Annotated in this window: 16 protein-coding genes; 7 read left to right on the top strand and 9 right to left on the bottom strand. The window is 54.2% G+C overall.

The features are described 5' to 3' along the window. The first annotated feature begins 274 nt into the window (after positions 1-274). The 5 genes from carA (at position 275) to kefC (ending at position 7583) form a co-directional block, all read left to right on the top strand. Entirely contained in the window at positions 275-1435 is a 1161-nt protein-coding gene (gene carA / locus MUA00_RS08430; protein WP_271122653.1) for a glutamine-hydrolyzing carbamoyl-phosphate synthase small subunit, read from the top strand. Positions 1436-1454: 19 nt separating this feature from the next. Further along, positions 1455-4679: a carbamoyl-phosphate synthase large subunit gene (carB, locus tag MUA00_RS08425; protein WP_271122652.1), complete on the top strand. Its 3225-nt coding sequence runs from the start codon at positions 1455-1457 to the stop codon at positions 4677-4679. A gap of 183 nt (positions 4680-4862) precedes the next feature. Continuing rightward, positions 4863-5096 carry a YgdI/YgdR family lipoprotein gene (locus tag MUA00_RS08420; RefSeq protein ID WP_271122651.1) on the top strand — a complete coding sequence of 78 codons (234 nt, stop codon included), beginning with the start codon at positions 4863-4865 and terminating at the stop codon, positions 5094-5096. Between the two features lie 104 nt (positions 5097-5200). Next, positions 5201-5731 carry a glutathione-regulated potassium-efflux system oxidoreductase KefF gene (gene kefF, locus MUA00_RS08415; RefSeq protein WP_271122650.1) on the top strand — a complete coding sequence of 177 codons (531 nt, stop codon included), beginning with the start codon at positions 5201-5203 and terminating at the stop codon, positions 5729-5731. Next, on the top strand, positions 5724-7583 hold the full coding sequence (kefC, locus tag MUA00_RS08410; protein ID WP_271122649.1) for a glutathione-regulated potassium-efflux system protein KefC: 1860 nt from the start codon (positions 5724-5726) through the stop codon (positions 7581-7583). The genes kefF and kefC overlap by 8 nt, the downstream gene beginning before the upstream one ends. A gap of 29 nt (positions 7584-7612) precedes the next feature. Here the strand turns inward: kefC and MUA00_RS08405 are convergent, their stop codons facing one another. Further along, complete coding sequence (locus MUA00_RS08405; RefSeq protein ID WP_271122648.1) at positions 7613-8227, bottom strand: LysE family transporter; 615 nt, start codon at positions 8225-8227, stop codon at positions 7613-7615. Positions 8228-8497: 270 nt separating this feature from the next. Between MUA00_RS08405 and folA the strand changes: the two genes are divergently transcribed. Beyond that, entirely contained in the window at positions 8498-8977 is a 480-nt protein-coding gene (gene folA, locus MUA00_RS08400; RefSeq protein WP_271122647.1) for a type 3 dihydrofolate reductase, read from the top strand. Positions 8978-9147: 170 nt separating this feature from the next. On the opposite strand, the gene apaH is transcribed toward folA, so the two are convergent. The 6 genes from apaH to lptD are packed head-to-tail and all read right to left on the bottom strand — an operon-like array spanning position 9148 to position 15909. Beyond that, positions 9148-9999 (bottom strand): bis(5'-nucleosyl)-tetraphosphatase (symmetrical) ApaH, encoded by an 852-nt coding sequence (gene apaH, locus MUA00_RS08395; protein ID WP_271122646.1) that lies wholly within the window; start codon positions 9997-9999, stop codon positions 9148-9150. Positions 10000-10003: 4 nt separating this feature from the next. Continuing rightward, positions 10004-10381 carry a Co2+/Mg2+ efflux protein ApaG gene (gene apaG, locus MUA00_RS08390; RefSeq protein ID WP_167611223.1) on the bottom strand — a complete coding sequence of 126 codons (378 nt, stop codon included), beginning with the start codon at positions 10379-10381 and terminating at the stop codon, positions 10004-10006. Positions 10382-10383: 2 nt separating this feature from the next. Next, on the bottom strand, positions 10384-11205 hold the full coding sequence (gene rsmA, locus MUA00_RS08385) for a 16S rRNA (adenine(1518)-N(6)/adenine(1519)-N(6))-dimethyltransferase RsmA (protein WP_271122645.1): 822 nt from the start codon (positions 11203-11205) through the stop codon (positions 10384-10386). After that, positions 11202-12191 (bottom strand): 4-hydroxythreonine-4-phosphate dehydrogenase PdxA, encoded by a 990-nt coding sequence (pdxA, locus tag MUA00_RS08380; RefSeq protein WP_271122644.1) that lies wholly within the window; start codon positions 12189-12191, stop codon positions 11202-11204. Before pdxA ends, rsmA begins: the two co-directional genes overlap by 4 nt. After that, positions 12184-13476, bottom strand: coding sequence for a peptidylprolyl isomerase SurA (gene surA, locus MUA00_RS08375; protein ID WP_271122643.1), 1293 nt, complete (start codon positions 13474-13476; stop codon positions 12184-12186). Before surA ends, pdxA begins: the two co-directional genes overlap by 8 nt. A 57-nt stretch (positions 13477-13533) precedes the next feature. Then, entirely contained in the window at positions 13534-15909 is a 2376-nt protein-coding gene (gene lptD, locus MUA00_RS08370; protein WP_271122642.1) for an LPS assembly protein LptD, read from the bottom strand. A gap of 183 nt (positions 15910-16092) precedes the next feature. Between lptD and djlA the strand changes: the two genes are divergently transcribed. Further along, complete coding sequence (djlA, locus tag MUA00_RS08365; protein ID WP_271122641.1) at positions 16093-16905, top strand: co-chaperone DjlA; 813 nt, start codon at positions 16093-16095, stop codon at positions 16903-16905. 102 nt (positions 16906-17007) lie between these two features. On the opposite strand, the gene rluA is transcribed toward djlA, so the two are convergent. Both rluA and rapA read right to left on the bottom strand, forming a co-directional pair. Beyond that, positions 17008-17667 (bottom strand): bifunctional tRNA pseudouridine(32) synthase/23S rRNA pseudouridine(746) synthase RluA, encoded by a 660-nt coding sequence (gene rluA, locus MUA00_RS08360; RefSeq protein ID WP_271122640.1) that lies wholly within the window; start codon positions 17665-17667, stop codon positions 17008-17010. After that, complete coding sequence (rapA, locus tag MUA00_RS08355; protein WP_271122639.1) at positions 17667-20573, bottom strand: RNA polymerase-associated protein RapA; 2907 nt, start codon at positions 20571-20573, stop codon at positions 17667-17669. Before rapA ends, rluA begins: the two co-directional genes overlap by 1 nt. Between the last annotated feature and the right edge of the window lie 99 nt (positions 20574-20672).

Below are 20672 nucleotides of genomic sequence, written 5' to 3'. Positions count from 1 at the left end.
CGACTCGCAAAGACAAATATCTATTCTTCCTGCCTCGCAAACGATTACCTGTGTTAAGTTAGCTGTTCGTTTTGCCTGTTCATGCCTGTTTTTCTAACCAGAGCGGCAAAATACCTATAAAAAGTTCGTCTTAAGGTAGACTTTTATCCATCTTGTCCTTAGAATGCCGCCGTTTGTCAAAAATCCAAATGACAGGCTGTTTTGCATTTGATTCAGGCATGTGTTTTGAATTAATATGCGAATAAATTGAATGTTTATTCCCCTGGAGGACGTTTTGATTAAGTCAGCAATATTGGTTCTGGAAGACGGAACCCAATTCCACGGTCGGGCCATCGGGGCATCGGGTCAGGCAGTGGGAGAAGTCGTTTTCAACACTTCTATGACCGGTTATCAAGAAATCCTCACTGATCCTTCCTACTCCCGCCAGATCGTCACTCTTACTTATCCTCATATCGGCAATGTCGGCACCAATTCCGCCGACGAAGAATCCTCTCAGGTACATGCTCAGGGCCTCGTCATTCGCGACCTGCCGCTGATTGCCAGCAACTACCGCAATACCGAGGACCTCTCTTCTTACTTAAAGCGCCATAACATCGTGGCGATTGCCGATATCGATACCCGTAAGCTGACTCGTCTGCTGCGTGAGAAAGGCGCTCAGAACGGCTGTATCATCGCAGGCGACAGTATCGATGCTGCTCTGGCGCTTGAGAAAGCGAAAGCGTTCCCGGGCCTCAACGGCATGGACCTCGCAAAAGAAGTGACCACCAAAGAAGCTTATAGCTGGCAGCAGGGTAGCTGGACGCTTGAAGGCGAACTGCCGGAAGCGGCGAAAGAAGAAGATTTACCCTTCCACGTGGTGGCCTATGACTACGGCGTGAAGCGCAACATCCTGCGTATGCTGGTTGACCGCGGCTGCCGCCTGACGATTGTTCCGGCGCAGACTTCAGCGCAAGAAGTATTAAAGATGAATCCGGACGGCGTCTTCCTTTCCAACGGTCCCGGCGACCCGGCGCCTTGCGACTATGCGATTAGCGCTATCGAATCCTTCCTGGAAACAGAAGTGCCGGTATTCGGCATCTGCCTTGGCCACCAGTTGCTGGCTCTGGCAAGCGGCGCGAAAACCGTGAAGATGAAGTTCGGCCACCACGGCGGCAACCACCCGGTTAAAGATTTAGACCGCGACTGCGTGATGATTACCGCCCAGAACCACGGCTTTGCAGTAGATGAAGCAACGCTTCCGTCAAATCTGCGCGTGACGCACAAATCGCTGTTCGATGGCACCCTGCAGGGTATTCACCGCACCGATAAGCCAGCGTTTAGCTTCCAGGGTCACCCTGAGGCGAGCCCGGGCCCGCACGATGCCGCGCCGCTGTTTGACCACTTTATCGACTTGATTAAGCACTACCGTTCTACCGCCACTCTTTCCAGCAAGTAAGTATCAGGAGCCATAAAAAATGCCAAAACGTACAGATATTAAAAGCATCCTGATCCTTGGTGCAGGCCCGATTGTCATCGGCCAGGCGTGTGAGTTTGACTACTCCGGCGCGCAAGCGTGTAAAGCGCTGCGTGAAGAGGGTTACCGCGTCATTCTGGTGAACTCCAACCCAGCCACCATCATGACCGACCCGGAAATGGCCGATGCGACCTATATCGAGCCGATTCACTGGGAAGTCGTGCGTAAAATCATTGAAAAAGAGCGTCCGGACGCGGTGCTGCCGACTATGGGCGGCCAGACGGCGCTGAACTGCGCGCTGGAGCTGGAACGTCAGGGCGTGCTGGAAGAATTCGGCGTCACCATGATTGGCGCGACGGCCGACGCGATTGATAAAGCAGAAGACCGCCGCCGCTTTGACGTGGCGATGAAGAAAATCGGCCTCGACACCGCGCGTTCCGGTATCGCTCACACCATGGAAGAAGCGCTGGCGGTTGCCGCTGACGTGGGCTATCCATGCATCATCCGTCCATCATTTACGATGGGCGGCACCGGCGGCGGTATCGCCTATAACCGCGAAGAGTTCGAAGAGATTTGCGAGCGCGGTCTGGATCTTTCCCCAACCAAAGAGCTGCTGATCGACGAGTCGCTCATCGGCTGGAAAGAGTACGAGATGGAAGTGGTGCGTGATAAAAACGACAACTGCATCATCGTTTGCTCTATCGAAAACTTCGACCCGATGGGCATCCACACCGGCGACTCTATCACCGTCGCGCCTGCCCAGACGCTGACCGACAAAGAATACCAAATCATGCGTAACGCCTCGATGGCGGTGCTGCGTGAAATCGGCGTAGAAACCGGCGGCTCCAACGTACAGTTCTCGGTAAACCCGAAAACCGGCCGTCTGATTGTTATTGAGATGAACCCGCGCGTGTCCCGCTCCTCCGCGCTGGCCTCAAAAGCAACCGGCTTCCCGATTGCCAAAGTAGCCGCGAAGCTGGCGGTGGGTTACACCCTCGATGAGCTGATGAACGACATCACCGGCGGCAAAACGCCTGCCTCCTTCGAGCCGTCTATCGACTACGTTGTAACCAAAATTCCTCGCTTTAACTTTGAGAAATTTGTCGGTGCCAACGACCGCCTGACCACGCAGATGAAATCCGTCGGCGAAGTGATGGCGATTGGCCGTACCCAACAGGAATCCCTGCAAAAAGCGCTGCGCGGCCTGGAAGTGGGCGCAACCGGCCTTGATCCAAAAGTGAATCTGGACGACCCGGAAGCGCTGACCAAAATTCGTCGCGAACTCAAAGACGCCGGCGCCGAGCGTATCTGGTATGTCGCCGACGCGTTCCGCGCAGGCCTGTCTGTCGATGGCGTATTCAACCTGACCAATATCGACCGCTGGTTCCTGGTGCAGATTGAAGAGCTGGTGCGTCTGGAAGAGAAAGTGGAAGAAGTGGGCATCACCGGCCTGGACTATGACTTCCTGCGCATGCTCAAGCGTAAAGGCTTTGCCGATGCGCGCCTGGCGAAACTGGCCGGCGTTCGCGAGTCTGAAATCCGCAAACTGCGCGAACAGCACAAGCTGCACCCGGTTTATAAGCGTGTTGATACCTGTGCGGCGGAGTTCTCAACCGACACCGCGTACATGTACTCCACCTATGAAGATGAATGCGAAGCTAACCCAAACAATGACCGTGACAAAATCATGGTGCTGGGCGGCGGGCCGAACCGTATCGGCCAGGGCATTGAGTTTGACTACTGCTGCGTACACGCCTCGCTGGCGCTGCGCGAAGATGGTTATGAAACCATCATGGTTAACTGCAACCCGGAAACAGTTTCTACCGACTACGACACTTCAGACCGCCTGTACTTTGAACCCGTGACCTTCGAAGACGTGCTGGAAATCGTGCGCGTTGAGAAACCAAAAGGCGTCATCGTGCAGTACGGCGGCCAGACTCCGCTGAAACTGGCGCGTGAACTGGAAGCCGCTGGCGTACCAATCATCGGCACCAGCCCGGATGCGATTGACCGCGCTGAAGACCGCGAGCGTTTCCAGCATGCGGTTGATCGTCTGAAGCTGAAGCAACCTGCGAACGCCACCGTAACCGCCATCGAGCAGGCCGTAGAGAAAGCGGCACAAATCGGCTATCCGCTGGTTGTGCGTCCGTCCTACGTACTGGGCGGGCGGGCGATGGAAATCGTTTATGACGAAGCGGACCTGCGTCGCTACTTCCAGACCGCGGTTAGCGTCTCCAACGATGCGCCAGTGCTGCTGGACCGTTTCCTGGACGACGCGGTAGAAGTGGACGTAGATGCCATCTGCGACGGCGAAACCGTGCTGATTGGCGGCATCATGGAACATATCGAGCAGGCGGGCGTGCATTCCGGCGACTCCGCATGTTCCCTGCCAGCCTACACGCTGAGCCAGGAAATTCAGGACGTGATGCGCCAGCAGGTGCAGAAACTGGCCTTTGAGCTACAGGTGCGCGGTCTGATGAACGTGCAGTTTGCGGTGAAGGACAACGAAGTTTATCTGATTGAAGTGAACCCGCGCGCCGCACGTACCGTGCCGTTTGTCTCTAAGGCAACGGGTATGGCGCTGGCGAAAGTTGCCGCGCGCGTGATGGTTGGCCAGACGCTGGTTGAGCAGGGCATGACGAAAGAGATAATCCCGCCTTACTACTCTGTAAAAGAAGTCGTGTTGCCGTTCAACAAGTTCCCGGGCGTCGACCCGCTGTTAGGGCCAGAAATGCGCTCTACCGGCGAAGTAATGGGCGTCGGCCGCACCTTCGCAGAAGCTTTCTCCAAAGCGATGCTCGGCAGCCAGTCCACCATGCGTAAACCAGGCCGCGCGCTGCTCTCCGTTCGCGAAGGCGACAAAGAGCGCGTGGTAGACCTCGCCGCTAAGCTGCTTAAACAGGGCTTTGAGCTGGACGCCACCCACGGCACGGCTATCGTGCTGGGCGAAGCGGGCATTAACCCACGTCTGGTAAACAAGGTACATGAAGGTCGTCCGCACATTCAGGACCGTATCAAGAACGGCGAATACACCTACATCATCAACACCACCGCGGGCCGCCAGGCGATTGAAGATTCCAAGCTGATTCGCCGCAGCGCGCTGCAATATAAAGTGCATTACGACACCACGCTGAACGGCGGTTTTGCCACGGCGATGGCCCTGAACGCTGACGCGACTGAAAAAGTCATCTCCGTTCAGGAAATGCACGCGCAAATTGCAAAATAACTTCCTCTGATTAATCCTAAAACCCGCTCACGCGGGTTTTTTATTGCCTTTCCCACCCGTTAACTGAGGTTTTTAGCGGGTACGGCAGGTTTCGGAGAGTTCCGCATTTTCCGCTAAAGCTTGAAGGCTCTGCTAAAGTTTTGAGTCAGATAATGAAAATTGGCTACAAACAGGGAGAGCAACATGCAAAACAAAATTCTGATGGCTTCCGTATTCACCGCCGCGACGCTGTTTACCGTTGCGGGCTGTTCATCTAACCAGGCGGTAAAAACGACCGATGGCAAAACCATTATCACCGACGGCAAACCGCAGGTTGATGACGAAACTGGCCTGGTATCCTATAAAAATGCGGAAACCGGCCAGACCGAGCAGATCAATCGCGATCAGGTGAAGTCGATGGGCGAACTGGATAACTAATTCAGTTTTACCGACTTAACCCGCCAGCAATATTGACTATTAGCCTGCTGAATTACTGACTACACTCTCCTGCAGAAGAAAGCGGTAAAACAACAGGCTAATTCATGATTTTAATTATTTATGCGCACCCCTATCCGCAACACTCCCACGCCAATCGTAAAATGTTAGAAAGAGCCACGACGCTGCCTGACGTGGAAGTCCGCTCGTTGTACGAACTCTATCCCGATTTTAATATTGATATTGCCGCTGAACAGGAAGCGGTGAGCCGGGCCGATCTGATTATCTGGCAGCATCCGATGCAGTGGTACAGCATGCCGCCGTTAATGAAGCTGTGGATCGACAAAGTGCTTTCTCACGGCTGGGCCTATGGCCGCGGCGGCACCGCGCTGCACGGTAAAAATGTTATGTGGGCGGTGACGACCGGCGGCGGTGAAGGGCACTTTGAGCTGGGCGATCATCCCGGTTTCGATATTCTGGGGCAGCCTTTGCAGGCGACAGCGCTTTACTGCGGCATGAAATGGTTGCCGAGTTTTGCTATTCATTTCACTTTTGTTTGCGATGAAAACACGCTCGATGTGCAGGCAGAGCTTTACAAACAGCGTCTGGCTGACTGGCAGGAGACGAACCATGGATAGTCATAGCATGATTCAGGCGCTGATCTATCTTGGATCCGCCGCGCTTATCGTGCCTGTTGCGGTACGCCTGGGTTTAGGTTCGGTGCTCGGCTACCTGATTGCTGGCTGTATCATCGGCCCGTGGGGGTTACGGCTGGTCACGGATGCCGGGGCGATTTTGCATTTCGCTGAGATTGGCGTCGTGCTGATGCTGTTTGTTATCGGGCTTGAACTCGACCCGCGCCGGTTATGGACGCTGCGTGCTTCGGTATTTGGCGGCGGCTTCTTGCAAATGGCGACCTGCGGGCTGTTCCTCGGTTTATTCTGCATGCTAATGGGATTGCGCTGGCAGGTCGCTGTATTGATTGGCCTGACCCTTGCGCTTTCATCGACGGCGATTGCCATGCAGGCGATGAACGAACGTAACCTGACGATTTCGCAGATGGGACGCAGCGCTTTTGCTGTGCTGCTGTTCCAGGATATCGCGGCTATTCCGCTGGTGGCGATGATCCCGTTGCTTGCGAGCAGCGGCGCAACCACAACTTTCGCCGCATTCTCTATTTCAGCGCTGAAAGTGGCGGGGGCGCTGGCTTTGGTTGTTCTGCTGGGGCGCTATGTTACGCGCCCGGTATTACGCTTTGTCGCTCGCTCCGGCCTGCGGGAGGCGTTCAGCGCCGTAGCGTTATTCCTTGTCTTCGGTTTTGGATTGTTGCTTGAAGAAGCCGGTTTATCGATGGCGATGGGCGCGTTTCTGGCGGGCGTTTTACTGGCGAGCTCGGAATATCGTCACGCGCTGGAAAGCGATATCGAGCCGTTTAAAGGTTTACTGCTTGGGCTGTTTTTTATCGGTGTAGGCATGTCGATAGACTTTGGTACGCTGGCGGAAAATCCGCTGCGCATTATTGCGCTGCTGGCAGGCTTCCTGATAATCAAAACCTTGATGCTGTGGCTTATTGCAGGGTTGCTGAAGGTGCCGCGCAAGCAAGGCCGCTGGTTTGCCGTTCTGCTGGGGCAGGGCAGCGAGTTCGCCTTTGTGATTTTCGGCACGGCAAGAATGGCGCAGGTGCTTGACGACGACTGGGCGAAATCCCTGACGCTTGCCGTTGCGCTTTCCATGGCCGCAACGCCGCTGCTTTTGGTTCTGCTGAGCCGCCTGGAAAAATCAGCCAAAGAGCAGGCGCGCGAGGCCGATGAGATCGACGAAGAACAGCCGCGAGTAATCATTGCGGGATTTGGCCGTTTCGGGCAAATCGCCGGACGTTTGCTGCTGACCAGCGGTGTCAAAATGGTGGTTCTCGACCACGATCCGGATCATATCGAAACGCTGCGTAAATTTGGCACCAAAGTATTTTACGGCGACGCCACTCGCGTTGATCTACTCGAATCTGCCGGAGCGGCGAAAGCGGAAGTGCTGATCAACGCCATCGACGATCCTGACGCCAATATCCAGCTTTCGGAACTGGCGCAGGAGCATTTCCCGCATCTGCAGGTTATCGCCAGAGCACGCGATCTTGACCACTTTATCCGTCTGCGTCAGGCGGGCGTTGAGCAGCCAGAGCGTGAAACGTTTGAAAGCGCCCTGAAGGTGGGGCGCCGCGCGCTGGAAGGGCTGGGCGTTGGCGGCTATGAAGCGCGCGAGCGAGCCGATCACTTCCGACGTTTCAATATGCAAATGGTGGAAGAGATGGTTGCCGCAGTAGATATGCCAGCCCGCGCAGATGTGCTTAAGCGCACCAGCGCAATGTTGACCGAAGTGATTAATGAAGACCGTACGCATCTGAACGTCATTCAGCGGCACGGCTGGCAAGGTACAGAGGAAGGCGTTCATTCCGGAAAACTGACGGATGAGCCGCCGGCAAAACCTGAGAATTAAGACAATATGCTCCCTGACGGGAGCATTTTTTAGCTCAGCGCGACTTTAATGCCAAGCGCAACCAGCATTCCACCCAGCAATTTATCTACGATTTTCTGCGCTTTTGCGAGGCCAAGGCGCACCGGCGCGCTCTGGATTAACACCACAAGCAGCGGCCACCAGATAACCGAAAGCGCCAGGATCACGCCGGCATACCATAGTTTATCGAGCGTGTCTGAATTGACGCTCAGCACCTGAGTAAAAATCGACAGGAAAAAAAGCGTCGCTTTTGGATTTAGCAGATTGCATAGATAGCCCTGCAGAAAAGCTTTCCTGAGCGTAGTTTGCTGGCGGGCAATCTGGCTGACATCCATTTTGCTGCCGCTACGGGCAAACAAGGCGTGCAGGCCAACCCAGACCAGATACGCCGCACCAGCGTATTTCAACAGGCCAAACAGCCATGGGGTGGTGGTGATGACAACGGCAAGTCCGGCAACGCAATAGGTCATGTGAGTTGCTACGCCGCTTATCACTCCGAGGGAAGTCATCATTGCCGCCGGGCGCGTATAGCGCGCTGCATTTTTTATCACCAGAAAGAAATCGGGCCCGGGAGAGAGCATGCCCAGTGTGGCAATAGTGGCGACAAAGAGGGTAGTTTCCAGCATGACGATATCCAGCGCAGAGAATAAAAATGCACTATACCCCAGCCATTGCATAAACTTATAGCGGCGTCCGCAATGTATAAGCGCTTATTAAAGGAATGCCTCGGTGATTTTCGCTAACCCCTTGTTCGGGTTAGGACTGGCGAGGCGGCACTTTCTGCCCGGCGTAGCAGAACAAAAATAATTTTTGTCGTGAAGGGTAAGGGCAGTCGACGAAAGAATGCGCTTTACGTATAGTGGCGGCAATTTTTTCACCATCCTTGGGTTAATAGAATGATCAGTCTGATTGCTGCATTAGCGGTAGATCGCGTTATTGGCATGGAAAACGCCATGCCGTGGAACTTACCTGCCGATCTGGCTTGGTTTAAACGCAATACGTTAAATAAACCGGTCGTGATGGGACGTTTGACATGGGAATCCATCGGCCGCCCATTGCCTGGCCGCAAGAACATCGTTATCAGCAGCAAACCGGGCACCGACGCTCGCGTTGAGTGGGTCGGTTCCGTTGATGAGGCGATTCAAGCCTGCGGCGATGCGGAAGAGATCATGGTGATTGGCGGCGGACGCGTCTATGAGCAATTCCTGCCAAAAGCTCAGCGTCTGTATCTGACGCACATTGATGCGGAAGTGGAAGGCGATACGCATTTCCCGGACTACGATCCGGACGAATGGCAGTCGACGTTCAGCGAATTCCACGATGCTGACGAAAACAACTCGCACGGCTATTGTTTCGAGATTCTGGATCGACGCTAAATAAAAACCCGGTTATTCGCCGGGTCAGTTTGCTGAAAAAAGAAGGAAAAAGCGTGTTTTCCTTCTTTTTCGTTGATCTGCTGAAAATCAATTGATTGATTTTGCTTGTATTTTAAACGACCCCTTTAGCTTTTTAGCGCCGGCAGGTTTGTCGTCAGTCGCTGGTTTTTTTATGATGCTATGGCTGCTTCGCCATCGCCGAGATCGGCTTTACGATTCGATGGCTGAGTAAAATACGTTTTATCTTCCCAGCGCAGGCAGGTTAATTCGCCGCCCCAGCAGCAGCCGGTATCCAGCCCGTAAATTCCTTCCGGCGTTCCTTTGCCTTCAAGCGAAGCCCAATGACCAAAGATGACTGAATACGCATCCGTCACCGGACCCGGGATCGCAAACCACGGTTTCAGCGGCGCAGGGGCGCTTTCCGGCGTGTCTTTGCAATACATATCCAACTGGCCGTTCGGGAAGCAGTAGCGCATGCGCGTGAGCGCGTTAGTAATGAAACGCAAGCGGGCGAGGCCGGTAAGATCCTGCGACCAGTTGTTTGGCATATCGCCATACATCGCGTCGAGGAATAGCGGATAGCTGTCGCTTGACAGCACAGCTTCGACATCACGGGCGCAGGCGATAGCCGTATTAATATCCCACTGCGGTGTGATCCCGGCGTGCGCCATAACCAGTTTTTTCTCTTCATCGACCTGAATCAACGGCTGGCGACGCAGCCAGTTGAGCAGCTCATCCGCATCTGGCGCTTCGAGCAACTGTGAGACGCGGTCTTTCGGTTTATTACGGCTAATACCCGCGTAAACCGCAAGCAAGTGCAGGTCATGATTACCTAGCACGATGCGCACGCTGTCGCCCAGCCCGCGGACGTAGCGCAACACTTCAAGAGAGCCTGGACCTCGTGCAACAAGATCGCCCGTAAGCCATAAAATATCTTTTCCAGGCGCAAACTCAACCTGTTGCAGTAGGGCTACCAGTTCATCGTAGCAACCGTGAACGTCGCCAATCAGGTATGTAGACATCGTATCAGTGAATGAAGGCTGGAATGGCCAGACGGAAGACAGGAATGGCGACGCGGAAGGCCTCGCCCTGAGAATCGACCATTTCGTAATGGCCCTGCATAGTGCCCAGCGGCGTTTCAAGCACCGCGCCGCTGGTATAACTGTATTCGTTGCCTGGTTCGATATGAGGCTGGACGCCGATCACGCCTTCGCCCTGCACTTCAGTTTCATGGCCGTTTCCGTTGGTGATAAGCCAGTAACGACCAAGCAACTGCACCGGCGTTCGCCCCAGATTCCGGATGGTTACGGTATAAGCAAAGACGAAACGTTCGTTCTCCGGCGAGGACTGAGATTCGATATAAACGCTTTGTACCTGAACACATACGCGGGGCGAATTTAACATCGTTAACTCTCCTTCGGCTGTGGGTGCTCAGCCAAATAGTTTGCCAGTTGGCAATACTGGGCGACTGAAATGTTCTCAGCACGCAGAGTTGCATCTATCCCCAGCTCCGCCATGACTTCCGCGCTGAACAGATGACCGAGGCTGTTACGAATCGTTTTACGGCGTTTATTAAACGCTTCGGTCGTAATGCGGCTTAACACGCGCAGCTCTTTCACCGGATGCGGAATGGTTGCATGGGGAACCAGGCGTACCACTGCGGAATCCACTTTAGGTGCAGGTGTGAAGGCGGTTGGCGGCACTTCGAGCACCGGGATAACGTTGCAGTAATATTGCGCCATTACCGATAAACGACCATACGCTTTACTGTTCGGGCCTGCAACCAGACGGTTCACAACCTCTTTTTGCAGCATAAAATGCATGTCCGCAATGGCATCAGTATAGCTAAAGAGATGGAACATCAACGGCGTAGAGATGTTATACGGCAGGTTGCCGAACACGCGCAACGGCTGGCCGATTTTTTGCGAGAGCTCGCCAAAATCCATTGTCATGGCATCCTGCTGATAAATCGTCAGCTTAGGAGCCAGGAAAGGATGCGTCTGCAGACGGGCTGCCAGATCGCGGTCGAGCTCGATGACGGTCATTTCGTCCAGGCGCTCACCCACAGGCTCGGTTAATGCACCGAGGCCGGGGCCGATTTCTACCATCGCCTGGCCTTTCTGCGGGTTAATAGCGGAGACAATACTGTCGATAACGAACTGGTCATTAAGGAAGTTTTGTCCAAAACGTTTACGGGCAAGGTGGCCCTGGTGGACGCGAGTATTCATTGAGTATTCGTAATCATTTTGATGGCGAGATTAAGCGCCGTAATAAAACTGCCGACATCGGCTTTTCCCTGGGCTGCAAGTTCAAGAGCAGTCCCGTGGTCAACAGACGTGCGGATAAAAGGTAAGCCTAAGGTGATATTCACCGCTCGACCAAAGCCCTGGTATTTTAATACCGGTAAACCCTGGTCGTGATACATCGCCAGTACCGCATCGGCATGGTCGAGATATTTCGGCTGAAAGAGCGTATCAGCCGGGAGCGGACCTGAAAGGTTCATCCCCTGCGCGCGCATCTCGTTGAGCACCGGAATTATCGTATCAATCTCTTCTGTGCCCATATGGCCGCCTTCACCCGCATGGGGATTCAGGCCGCACACCAGCACGTGAGGCTGCGCAATACCAAACTTGGTTTGCAGGTCATGATACAGGATGGAGATTATCTGGCGTAATAAATCTGGCGTGATGGCATCGCTAATCGCTTTTAACGGCAGATGCGTGGTCGCCAGGGCAACCCGCAGTTCTTCGGTTGCCAGCATCATCACAACTTTCTCGCTTTGCGAGCGCTCTTCGAAGAATTCTGTATGGCCGATAAACGGAATACCGGCATCGTTGATGATGCCTTTGTGTACCGGCCCAGTAATTAGCGCTGCAAACTCACCGTTAATACAGCCATCGCAGGCGCGGGCCAGCGTTTCAACCACATAAGCGCTGTTACGCTTATCCAGTTGGCCGGGAACTGCCGGAGCATGCAAAGCGACTGGCAAAATAGTCAGCGTTCCCGCAGCCTGGCGAGCGGGAGGCAGGTCAGGTTGATAAGGCTGGAGCGTAAGTGGCAAACCAAGCAAAGCTGCTCTTTCAAGCAATAATTCGGGGGCGGCGCAGACGACCAGTTCAACGGGCCAGTCGCGTTGCGCTAGCGCGACGACCAGGTCGGGACCAATCCCGGCGGGTTCGCCGGGAGTGAGGGTCACACGAGAGATATTAGCCATTGCTGCCGTTAATCTTCACGTAAGCGCTGGCGCGCTGTTCCTGCATCCAGGTCTGCGCTTCTTCAGAGAATTTACGGTTAAAGAGCATGCGATACGCACGATCTTTTTGTGCCGCGTCAGTTTTGTCGACGTTGCGGGTATCCAACAGCTCGATTAAATGCCACCCGAAGGAAGAATGCACAGGCGCGCTGGTCTGGCCTTTATTGAGCTTCATGATGGCATCACGGAAGGCCGGATCGTAGATGTCCGGGGAAGCCCAGCCCAGATCGCCGCCCTGATTGGCAGAACCCGGATCGTCAGAGAACGCTTTCGCGGCTTTATCAAAGGTCGTTTTGCCACTCTTGATGTCGGCTGCGATTTGCTCAAGCTTCAGACGCGCCTGCTGATCGGTCATGATCGGCGATGGCTTAAGCAGAATGTGACGCGCATGTACTTCGGTCACGGAAATGCTTTGGGTCTGGCCGCGCAGATCGTTCACCTTCAGAATATGGAAACCGACACCGGAACGTACCGGGCCGATGACGTCACCTTTTTTCGCGGTAGCCAAAGCCTGGGCGAAAATCGATGGCAATTCCTGGATACGGCCCCAACCCATTTGACCGCCTTTCAGCGCCTGTTGGTCTGCTGAATAGGTGATAGCCAGCTTGCCGAAGTCCGCGCCGTTTTGCGCCTGAGAAACGATATCACGCGCCTGCTTTTCCGCATCGTCAACCTGAGCAGAGGTTGGGTTTTCCGGCAGCGGGATCAGGATGTGACTCAGATTCAGCTCGGTGCTGCTGTCGTTTTGACTGCCGACCTGCTGCGCCAGGGAATCAACTTCCTGTGGCAGAATGGTGACACGGCGACGCACTTCGTTATTTCGCACTTCAGAGATAGTCATCTCTTTGCGGATTTGTGCGCGGTACGTATTGTAATTGATACCGTCATAGGCCAGACGGCTACGCATCTGATCCATGGTCATTTTATTTTGCGCGGCAATGTCCGCGATAGCTTTATCAAGCTGCTCGTCGGTGATTTTTACGCCCATTTTCTCGCCCATTTGCAGGACGATTTGGTCCATGATCAGACGCTCCAGGATCTGATGGCGCAGCGTATTGTCATCCGGCAACTGCTGGCCCGCTTGTTGAGCGTTCAATTTTACCGATTGCATTAAGCCATCGACATCGCTTTCAAGGACTACACCGTTGTTCACTACGGCTGCTACTTTGTCGACCACTTGTGGCGCCGCGAAGGTAGTATTCGCCACCAGGGCGATACCAAGAAGCAGCGTTCTCCAGTTCTTCATACTTTTTCCATTAACTTAGTCGCAATGCGAAACATTTAGAGTATTAGTCAAAGTGAATTACATCGAGCTTTGATACGGCAGAATGTTGGAGCGCAACATCTGCTGCGTGCCCAGGCCATAGTTCGAACTCAGGCCGCGTAACTCGATGTTAAAGCCGAATACGTTGTCGTATTTGCTTTGGTTGTCTTCCCAGCCGTTAATTTTACGCTCGTAACCGACACGAATCGCATAACAGCATGAGCTGTACTGCACGGCAAGCATGGAGTCTGCCACTTGTTGCGCGTTAGTGTCGTAGTAGTAAGCACCAACCACTGACCAACGATCGACAACCGGCCAACTCGCCGTCATACCCACCTGCGAAATACCTTCTTTGTACTGGCTTGCAGTAGCAAAACTTGGCAGCGTCGCCTGAATGTATTCCGGGCTGGCGTAGCGATAGTTCAATTGCACAAGACGGTCGGCATCGCGACGATATTCAATCACGCCGTTGCCGGTCGCGACGTTATCAAGGCGCGCATCGTATTGCAGACCACCGCGTAAATTCCAGCGATCGGTAACACGCCAGTAGGTATCGCCAGCCCAGACAACAGCACCCGTCTGCTTATCCTTCTCCCAGTTGATATTATCATCGCCGGTACGCGACTGGGTGAAGTAGTAGATTTGACCCGCAGAAACGTTAAAACGTTCAATCGCCGCATCATCATAAACACGCGAAGTTAACCCGGTAGTCACCTGGTTGGCTGAGGCGATACGGTCAAGACCGCCATAAGTTCGGTCGCGGAACAGCCCGCTGTAATCGGATTGCAGCAGGGATGAATCGTAGTTATTGATATTGCTTTGGTCTTTATAAGGGACATAAAGATACTGAACACGGGGTTCCAGCGTTTGCGTCCAGCCTTCGGCTGAGTCCATATTCCTGTCGAAAATCAGCTTACCGTCCATTTTAAACTGCGGCAGGGTGCGGTTAACGGTCTCGTCCAGTCTGTTCGCCGCTGCAAGGCTTGATGCGTTATTTCTGACGTAATAGCGATACTCATCCAGATTGCTCTGCTGATAATGCGTCGCCATTACCTTAGCTTCGGTATTCAGACTTGCCCAGCCGTTGGATAACGGCAGGCTAATGGTTGGCTCGATATGCAGACGCGTCGCTTCTGGCAGGCTTTCATTCACGTTAGTGAAGTGAACAGCCTGGCCGTAGATGCGCGTATCGAACGGACCTATATCATTCTGGTAAAAGTTAACATCCAGCTGTGGCTCTGCACGGTATGAGTTACGTGTGCGCTGGGAATCAAAGACCTGGAACTGTTTGGTGGCTAACGTTGCGTCAAAGTTTTCATTGGCATAGCCGACGCTGAATTTCTGTGTTGCGTAGCCATCGGTGCTGGAACCGTACTGTGAAGTAAAGTCGTTAAAGTATTTATCATCACTGACTTTGGTGTAATCAACGTTGAAACGCCATACCTGATCCATTACGCCACTGTGACGCCAGTAGAATAACCAACGATGATCGCTGTCGTCTGGATTAACGCCCGATTCATTTTTGTATTCGTCGTCAGAACCCAGATAGTCAAACTCCATGAGGCCCGTACCCGCTACGGTCAAATAACGGAATTCGTTCTGCCATTGCGTCCCGCGTTTTTCCATATAATGCGGAGTAATGGTGGCATCAAAGTTTGGCGCGATATTCCAGTAATACGGCAGGGTGAATTCCAGGCCGTTGTTGGTACTGTACTTCGCATTAGGAATAAGGAAGCCAGAACGGCGTTTATCGCCGATCGGCAACTGCAAATAAGGGCTGTAGAACACCGGTACCGGGCCAAGCTTAAAGCGGGCGTTCCAGATTTCCGCAACCTGCTCCTCACGGTCCTGAATGACTTCGCTTCCGACAACGCTCCAGGTATTAGAGCCCGGCAGACAAGAGGTGAATGTCCCGTTATCCAGGATTGTATAGCGGTTATTGCCACGCTGTTTCATCACGTCGGCCGTGCCGCGGCCCTGGCGGTCAACCATCTGATAATCGCCTTCCCAGACGTTAGTATCTTTGGTATTTAAGTTGGACCACGCTTTAGGACCTTTCAGGATGACCTGATTATCGTCGTAGTGCACATTACCCAGCGCGTCGACCGTCCGTACGGGGTCGGGCTGTCCTTCAACCTGCTTCTGGTGCAGTTGAACTTCATCGGACTGCAGGCGGCTGTTGCCTTGCTGAATATCCACATTACCGGTAAAGACCGCGTTATCAGGGTAATCACCTTTCGCGTGGTCAGCATTAATCGTAACCGGCAGGTTATTGGTATCGCCTTCGATCAAAGGGCGGTTGTAGCTGGGTACGCCAAGCATACATTGCGAGGCAAGATCGGCAGCCATGCCTTGTTGGCTATAAAGCGCTGAGCCAATCAGGGTGGCCAGCAAGGTGGGAATACGTTTTTTCATACGTGTTATTCGTTGTTCCATCATCAATGGCTTAGCGTCGGCAAACGGTCAGAGACTAACTTACTCATCAACACAGCGCTAGTGTTAATCCTGCCCGTTCAGCAGCCTGCCGTTAGGCACCGCTATCAATGACGGGTATGATAAAGCAAATTCTAGCCGACAGCATGACGATTTGGGGAGTATATGCAGTATTGGGGTAAAGTACTCGGTGTCGCAATAGCACTTATCATGGGCGGTGGCTTCTGGGGCGTGGTCTTAGGGCTATTGATCGGTCATATGATCGATAAAGTGCGCAGCCGCCGTAGCGCCTGGTTTTCTAACCAACAGCAGCGCCAGTCTCTGTTTTTTAGCACCACTTTTGAAGTGATGGGGCATCTCACCAAATCTAAAGGACGTGTTACCGAAGCGGATATACAGATAGCGTCCCTGTTGATGGACCGAATGCAACTGCACGGCGACGCCAGAAGTGCTGCGCAGCATGCTTTTCGCGTCGGTAAAGAGAACGGTTATCCGCTGCGCGAGAAAATGCGTCAGCTACGCAGCGTCTGTTTTGGTCGTTTTGATTTAATTAGGATGTTTCTGGAAATCCAGATTCAGGCTGCTTTCGCCGATGGTTCGTTGCATCCCAACGAACGGCAGGTGCTTTACGTGATAGCGGAAGAACTGGGTATTTCACGCGTTCAGTTCGACCAGTTTCTGCGCATGATGGAAGGCGGCCAGCAGTTTGGCGGCGGCTACAGCCAGCAGCAGGGCGGTGGTTTTCAGCAGCAACAGCGAGGGCCTACGCTTGAGGACGCCTGCAACGTGCTGGGCGTGAAGAGCAGCGATGAACCAACGGTCATTAAACGCGCCTATCGCAAATTAATGAGCGAGCATCACCCGGATAAACTGGTCGCCAAAGGGCTGCCGCCGGAAATGATGCAGATGGCGAAGCAGAAAGCGCAGGAAATCCAGAAAGCCTATGATTTGCTAAAAACGGCGAAAGGGTTCAAATAAAAAGAGCGAGTGCGGAGGAAACTTCTTTTGTAGGTCGGGTAAGCGCAGCGCCACCCGACATAACAGGTGGATGGCGTTTACGCTCATCCACCCTACAAACCGCTAAAAGTCAGCCGGTGCGCGAAACGTCATTGGCGTACCGTAAGCGGGATGGGTAATGGTCAGCATTTCCGCGTGAAGTTGTAAACGTGGAGCCATTGCCAGAGCCTCCGGCGTCGCATAGAAACGATCGCCCAGAATCGGGTGTCCCAACGCTTGCATATGCACCCGTAGCTGGTGCGATCGCCCGGTAATCGGTTTTAAAAGGATGCGGGCGGTATTATCCGCCGCATACTCCAGCACCTGATATTCCGTCTGCGCGGACTTGCCGGTTTCATAACACACCTTCTGCTTAGGCCTGTTCGGCCAGTCGCAAATCAGCGGTAAATCCACCAGACCCTCTTCAGGCTGCGGATGACCCCACACCCGAGCCACATATTGCTTCTTCGGCTCACGTTCGCGGAACTGGCGTTTCAGCTCGCGCTCGCTGTCTTTCGTCAGGGCCACCGCAATCACGCCGCTGGTAGCCATATCCAGACGATGCACCGACTCCGCCAGCGGGAAGTCACGCTGAATACGCGTCATCACGCTGTCTTTGTGCTCATCAAGACGCCCCGGCACGGACAACAGGCCCGAAGGCTTGTTGACCACCATGATGTGCTTATCCTGATAAAGAATGACCAGCCAGGGGGCCTGCGGCGGGTTGTAGGGTTCCATAATCATTACTGGTGCGTCACAACGATCAGACGCAGCGCGTCCAGCCGCCAGTTAGCCTGCGCGAGGCTTTCAAGCACCTGCAGGCGGTTGCTTTCGATAGCTTCCAGCTCGTCATCACGAATGTTCGGGTTAACGGCTTTGAGCGCCTCGAGACGGGACAATTCTGCGCTAAGCTTCTCGTCCGCCTCTTCACGCGCCGCTTTAATTAACTCCTGAGCGGCCGCTTCCACTTTCTCTTCCGCTAATTGCAAAATTGCATGCACATCCTGCTGCACCGCATTCACCAGTTTGCTGCCGGTATGACGATTCACCGCGCTAAGCTGACGGTTGAAGCTTTCAAACTCCACCTGGCCTGCGAGATTGGTGCCGTTTTTATCCACCAGCATACGAACCGGCGTTGGCGGCAGGAAGCGGTTGAGCTGTAGCTGTTTCGGCGCTTTCGCTTCCACAACATACACCAGCTCCAGCAGCAGCGTGCCCACCGGCAGCGCTTTATTCTTCAGCAGCGAAAGGGCGCAGCTACCTGTATCGCCGGAAAGAATCAGATCCAGACCGTTGCGAATGATCGGATGCTCCCAGGTGACGAACTGCGCATCTTCACGCGACAGTGCCACATCACGCTCAAATGTTATCGTGCAGCCATCTTCCGGCAGGCCAGGGAAATCAGGCACCAGCATATGATCCGAAGGCGTGAGCACGACCATGTTGTCGCCGCGATCGTCCTGGTTGATACCGACAATATCGAACAGGTTCAGAGCGAAACTCACCAGACCGGTGTCGTTGTCCTGCTCTGAAATCGCTTCGGCCAGCGCCTGGGATTTCTCCCCGCCGTTGGAGTGGATTTCCAGCAGGCGGTCGCGGCCTTGCTCAAGCTGAAGCTTCAGCGCTTCGTGCTGTTCGCGGCACCGTTTGATCAGCGCATCGAAACCGTCGGTATTCTCCGGCGCGGCAAGGTATTCAATCAGTTGCGTGTAAACATTGTCGTAAATAGCTCGCCCCGTCGGGCAGGTGTGTTCGAAGGCGTCCAGCCCTTCGTGATACCACTGCACCAGCACCGCCTGTGCGGTTTTTTCGAGATACGGCACGTGAATCTGAATGTCATGCGCCTGGCCGATACGGTCCAGACGGCCGATACGCTGCTCAAGCAGGTCCGGATTAAACGGCAGATCGAACATCACAAGCTGGCTTGCAAACTGGAAGTTACGGCCTTCGGAGCCGATTTCAGAGCACAGCAGTACCTGAGCGCCAGTATCTTCTTCTGCAAACCAGGCTGCGGCGCGGTCACGCTCGATAATCGACATGCCTTCGTGGAACACGGCTGCCCGAATACCTTCGCGCTCGCGCAAAACCTGCTCCAGTTGCAGCGCGGTGGCGGCTTTCGCACAAATTACCAGCACCTTCTGGGAGCGGTGGCTTGTCAGATAGCCCATTAACCATTCAACGCGCGGATCGAAGTTCCACCAGGTGCCGCTATCGCCTTCAAATTCCTGGTAAATCTGCTCCGGATACAGCATGTCGCGAGCGCGATCTTCAACGGATTTACGGGCGCTCATAATCCCGGAGACTTTAATCGCCGTCTGGTACTGCGTCGGCAGCGGCAGGCGCAGAGTGTGCAGCTCGCGTTTCGGGAAACCTTTCACGCCGTTACGGGTATTACGGAACAGCACGCGGCTGGTGCCGTGGCGGTCCATCAGCATGGAAATCAGTTCCTGACGCGCGGCATCGCTGCCTTCACGATTGCTGTTGGCGGTTTGCAGCAGCGGTTCAATATCCTGCTCGCCGATAAGCTCGCTTATGGCGTTGAGCCGATCGTTGGTCAGATGGTTGCCGGCCAGAAGCAGCGCTACGGCATCCGCCACCGGACGGTAGTTTTGCTGTTCTTCAACAAACTGTTCGAAATTGTGGAAACGGTCCGGGTCCAGCAAACGCAAACGGGCGAAGTGGCTTTCCATTCCCAGTTGTTCAGGGGTTGCGGTCAGCAGCAGCACGCCCGGCACGCGCTCGGCGAGCTGTTCGATTGCCTGATATTCACGGCTCGGCGCGTCTTCGCTCCAGACCAGGTGGTGGGCTTCGTCGACGACCATTAAATCCCACTCGGCGTCGCACAGATGTTCAAGGCGTTGCTTGCTGCGGCGCACAAAATCAAGGGAGCAGATAACCAGTTGTTCGGTTTCGAACGGGTTATCGCTGTCGTGCTGGGCTTCTGCATAGCGCTCATCGTCAAACAGCGCGAAACGCAGGTTAAAACGACGCAGCATTTCAACCAGCCACTGGTGCTGCAAGGTTTCTGGCACCACGATCAGGACGCGCTCGGCGCTGCCGGCCAGCAGTTGCTGATGCAGGATCATCCCGGCTTCGATGGTTTTACCCAGGCCTACTTCGTCCGCCAGCAGCACGCGTGGCGCATGACGACGACCCACGTCGTGGGCGATATTCAACTGGTGCGGGATCAGACTGGTGCGCATGCCGCGCAGGCCGCTCCACGGCTGACGGTACTGCTCGCTCTGATATTTTCTGGCGCGAAAACGCAGGGCAAAGCGGTCCATGCGGTCGATTTGACCGGCAAACAGACGGTCCTGCGGCTTGCTGAAGACCAGCTTGCTGTCGAGGAAAACTTCGCGCAGCATCGTGCCGGCTTCTTCGGTGTCCAGGCGGGTGCCAATATAGGCGAATAAGCCATTTTCTTCTTTAACTTCATCAACTTTGAGTTGCCAGCCTTCATGGCTGGTAACGGTATCGCCCGGGTTAAACATGACGCGGGTAATAGGCGAGTCATTTCTGGAATACAGACGATTTTCACCGGTGGCAGGGAAAAGCAGGGTAACCATCCTTGGGTCTACTGCGACGACGGTTCCCAGTCCCAGTTCGCTTTCGGTATCGCTGATCCAACGTTGACCAAGTGTAAAAGGCATAAGATTTCGGCTCTATTATCAGTTACTAAGATTTGCAGGCAATAGCATAACAACCGCGCGCAAAAGTGGGCGGTGGTTGGGTAGTAGATGTATGGATGT

It is taken from the genome of Dryocola boscaweniae (assembly GCF_025215095.1).
Taxonomy (GTDB): domain Bacteria; phylum Pseudomonadota; class Gammaproteobacteria; order Enterobacterales; family Enterobacteriaceae; genus Dryocola; species Dryocola boscaweniae.
Note: the sequence above shows the minus strand (reverse complement) of the source record. Positions and strands in the feature narration are given on the sequence as shown.